This is a genomic window from Acidimicrobiia bacterium, from assembly GCA_016650365.1.
Taxonomy (GTDB): Bacteria; Actinomycetota; Acidimicrobiia; order Spongiisociales; family JAENVV01; genus JAENVV01.
In genome coordinates, this window is record JAENVV010000335.1 from 1 (window position 1) to 4,003 (window position 4,003).

Here is a 4,003-nt window from a genome sequence, read left to right on the forward strand (position 1 = left end):
AATCGGTTCAGAACCCGTCATGTACCGCTTGATGCCCGACGCCGAGGTGTGATCGTCCACGGATAGGGTGCACAGTGTGGCTGCCACCGGCGCCTCCCGGGCGGCCAGGTATCCAGCCTTGCCGATGAAGTCGGCATCCTTGACCCTGGGCCGAGCGAGGCCAGCCTCGACGGGCGTGAAGTCGGATTCGAGTTCGGCACCCATCAGACGGTAACCCTTCTCGACCCGACCGGTCGTGCCGTAGACGCCTGCTCCCACCGGTACGACGCCGAATGCCTGGCCGGCCTCATAGAGGGCATCCCAGAGGGCGGGGCCATCGGCCATGTCGACGTAGATCTCCCAGCCAAGATCGCCGACATACGAGATACGGAACATCCTGGCCGACAAACCGGCGATGGTCGCTTCCCTGGTCGTCCCATAGGGGAATCCTTCATGGGAGATGTCATCGCTGGTGAGCGTCGAGACGAGGTCGCGGGCCCGCGGCCCCCACACGCCGATCGTGCAGATGTCCTCGGTTCGATCCGTGAAGGTCACCGATCCATCTGCGGGAAGATGCTTGCGGAACCAGGCTTCGTCGCGCGGGCCATCAAACGCCCCGGTAACCACCCGGAACAGATTGTCACCCAGACGCAGTACCGTGAGGTCGGCCTTGAAGCCGCCTTTCTCGGTGAGGAGCGGGGTGTAGATCGCTGAGCCAACCGGCTTGTCGATCTGATTGACGGTCATCATCTGCATGTAGTCGACGACACCCGGGCCTTCGAAGTCGAAGATCACAAAAGCAGTCAGGTCGACCATGCCAACGTTCTCGCGCATTGCCAGATGTTCGGCATTCTGAATGGGCGACCACCAACGGGCATCCCACTCGTGTTCCCGATTCTGAACACCGTACTTCTCGACCAACGGAGCATTCGATTCGTACCAGTGCGGCCGTTCCCAACCGCCGGCCTGGAAGTAGACCGCGCCGAGTGCTTTCGTGCGGTCGTGGAACGAAGCCACACGCTGGTTGCGCTCCGACGCCCACTGCTCACGGGGATGGACAATGCCATACGTCTTGTTGAAATGTTCGGCGGCCCTCGCCAGTACATGCTCCTCGGTCCGATCGAACGGATAGAAGCGAGCAATATCCGAATGGTGGGGATCGAGTTCTGGATACCCGTTTGTCATCCATTCGGCAACCACCCTGGCGGTACCGGGCCCTTCCTTGATCCAGATGGCGGCGGCCGACCACAAGTTGCGAACCTCGACCGTCTCACCGATGAGCGGCATGGCGTCCGGCGTGAGCGACAAGAGTCCATTGATGCCGTACTTGATCTCGGCCCCGTCCAGGATGTCGCCCATGAGTTCCAGTGCGTCTTCAAGCTGGGGATCAAAGTCCTCTTCGGTAAGTGGGAGTTCGGTGGGTGACAGACGGGACTCTTCGATCGACGGAATGTCGTTGGGATGGTGGAAGATGGGTCGGTGGGCGTACGAGCCCACCTCCATCGATCCACCCGTCTGACGCTCATACATGAATGTGTCCATGTCGCGGATGATCGGATAGCCGATCTCATTGCCGGTCGCACCAAGAATCTCGATCGGACCGACGTCAATCATCTGATGCACCGCCGGGGTGAGTGGGATGGTGGCCCCGGCCATCTCGGCCATGCGGGGGCTCCAAACTCCACAGGCGATGACGACGTATTCGGCTTCGACCCGGCCCTTGTTGGTGACGACTGCCTTGACGGCCCCATCGGCGGTTTCAATGTCGAGAACTTCGGTATTCGGATGAATCGAGATGGCATCCAGGGCGAGGGCTTTCTCGCGCATGATGGTGCCTGCCCGCAGGGAGTCGACCACCGAGACCGTCGGGTAGTAGCAGCCGCCGAGCACGATATCCGTGTTCACAAAGGGAACCATCTCTTTGACCTCGGCGGGCGTCAAGAGCCGGGCGGGGATACCCCAGGTTTTGGCCGATGTCATCCGGCGGCGCAGCTCTTCCAGACGAGCTTCGGTACGGGCCAACTCGATGCCGCCGCAGGTTGTGCTGACTCCCATCGCCTCGTATTGCCGTTGGGAGTCGAACGTCAGTGATGTCATCTCTTTCGAGTGATCCACCGGGAAGAGGAAGTTCGAAGCGTGACCGGTGGATCCGCCCGGGTTTGGCAATGGGCCTTTGTCGATCTGAACGATGTCCGTCCATCCGAGTTCGGCGAGATGGCCGACCAGAAAGTTGCCGACTATGCCGGCCCCAATAACAACAACTTTGGCGTTTGACGGAAGATCGGACACGACAGCTCCTTAGAGGTTTCGAGACTCGTCCCACAATGCGGTACTCAACTACATCGTGGAACGCGACAATACCCGTTTTTACCTGTCTGTGTCTACCCGATCCGTCACAACGATCGGCGTTCTTGGTAGAAGCCAAAATAGTGGACAGGGTACGGACCGAGCCATTAGAGTCCCACCATATAGAACTGTCCCACATCGTGGTCCACTCGCGATGCTGCACACCATTGGCGGCCACATGTCCGATGAAGACGAAATCATCCTCGCCGAGCTGAGCGACGACGACCTTACCGCCCAGATGCACGACGACCTCTATGACGGACTCGCCGCAGAAATCGTCGAAGGAACCAACATCCTCCTCGGACGAGGTTGGGGACCCGCCAAGGTGCTCGATCTCGCTCTCGTGGAAGGTATGCGAATCGTTGGGATCGACTTCCGTGACGGCATCTTGTTCGTCCCCGAGGTGTTGCTCGCCGCCAACGCCATGAAGGCAGGCATGGCGATTCTCCGGCCGCTACTCGTAGAGACCGGGGCCGAGTCGATCGGCAAAATCGTCATCGGCACGGTCAAGGGTGACATCCACGACATCGGGAAAAACCTGGTCGGCATGATGCTCGAGGGGGCCGGCTTCGAGGTCATCGACCTCGGCATCAACAACCCGGTTGAGAGCTACCTGGCGGCCATCGAGGAGCACAAACCCGATCTCATCGGCATGTCTGCCCTCCTCACGACCACGATGCCATATATGAAGGTCGTCATCGACACCCTCAAAGAAAAGGGCATCCGGGACGATTACATCGTGCTCGTCGGCGGTGCCCCGCTCAACGAGGAATTCGGGGCTGCCGTCGGAGCCGATGCCTACTGTCGCGATGCAGCCGTGGCTGCCGAGACTGCCCAGGCACTCATGGCCAAAAAACGACTCCTTGCGAGCGAGGATGCCTGATCTCCCCCAGGTTCTCATCCTGGCTTGTGGAGCCCTCGCTCGCGAATACCTCGATCTGATCGAACGCAACGGATGGAACAACGTCACGCTCGAGTGCCTTCCGGCCAAACTCCACAACACCCCCAAACTCATCACCGACGCCGTCCGAGAACGGCTTGATCGAGCCGAAGGGTCCTTCGACAGCATTCTCATCGGATATGCCGACTGCGGGACCGGAGGGCAACTCGACGTGCTGGTCGACGAGCGTGGGCTGAAGCGGCTTCCCGGGGCACACTGCTACGAGTTCTTTGCGACATCGGCCATCTTCGCAAACCTGCACGACGCCGAGCCAGGCACCCTCTACCTCACCGACTATCTCGCCAAGCACTTCGATCGGCTCATCTGGGAGGCCCTCGGACTCGACAGATGGCCTGAATTGCGCGACCAGTATTTCGGTAACTACACCCGACTCATGTACCTCAGTCAGACTGACGACCCCGCCATCTACAGCACGGCTCAACAGGCAGCTGTTCGCCTCGGTTTGGATTTCGCCCACCTGCCGACGGGATATGGCGACATGGCCGACGCCACGGTTGGTTTTCTGGAAACACACGGTGTTTCCCGATGAACAGGCGTACGGTCACGAAGGAACTCACGGTCATCTACTGGCGGGACATTCCTGCCCAGGTGACCGCCCGATCGGGACGCGAGAAGGCCACGATCGAGCTTCCCCGCCGCTTTCAGGCAGCCATCGATCGAGCCGCCAAGGTGGCCGGCAAAGAGAAGTACGACGACTACATAGGTGAATGGCGCCGG

General features: G+C 60.2%; 4 protein-coding genes. 3 read left to right on the forward strand and 1 reads right to left on the reverse strand.

Annotated features, from left to right (window positions below; genetic code table 11):
* On the reverse strand, positions 1 to 2,268 hold a 2,268-nt coding region (locus tag JJE47_17985; protein MBK5269316.1), incomplete at its 3' end, for an FAD-dependent oxidoreductase.
* A 235-nt stretch (positions 2,269 to 2,503) separates the two neighbouring features.
* On the opposite strand from JJE47_17985, the gene JJE47_17990 reads away from it, so the two are divergent.
* The 3 genes from JJE47_17990 to JJE47_18000 form a co-directional block, all read left to right on the forward strand.
* On the forward strand, positions 2,504 to 3,208 hold the full coding sequence (locus tag JJE47_17990) for a B12-binding domain-containing protein (GenBank protein MBK5269317.1): 705 nt from the start codon (positions 2,504 to 2,506) through the stop codon (positions 3,206 to 3,208).
* Positions 3,201 to 3,815 (forward strand): DUF1638 domain-containing protein, encoded by a 615-nt coding sequence (locus tag JJE47_17995; GenBank protein MBK5269318.1) that lies wholly within the window; start codon positions 3,201 to 3,203, stop codon positions 3,813 to 3,815. Before JJE47_17990 ends, JJE47_17995 begins: the two co-directional genes overlap by 8 nt.
* Positions 3,812 to 4,003 (forward strand): virulence factor (locus tag JJE47_18000; protein ID MBK5269319.1); only part of this gene is annotated, 192 nt, incomplete at its 3' end. The genes JJE47_17995 and JJE47_18000, both read left to right, overlap by 4 nt.

Bases quoted from the DNA above. Each gene is read 5' to 3' on its own strand.
- JJE47_17995 (MBK5269318.1), top strand. From the start codon at position 3,201: ATGCCTGATCTCCCCCAGGTTCTCATCCTGGCTTGTGGAGCCCTCGCT.
- JJE47_17990 (MBK5269317.1), top strand. From the start codon at position 2,504: ATGTCCGATGAAGACGAAATCATCCTCGCCGAGCTGAGCGACGACGAC.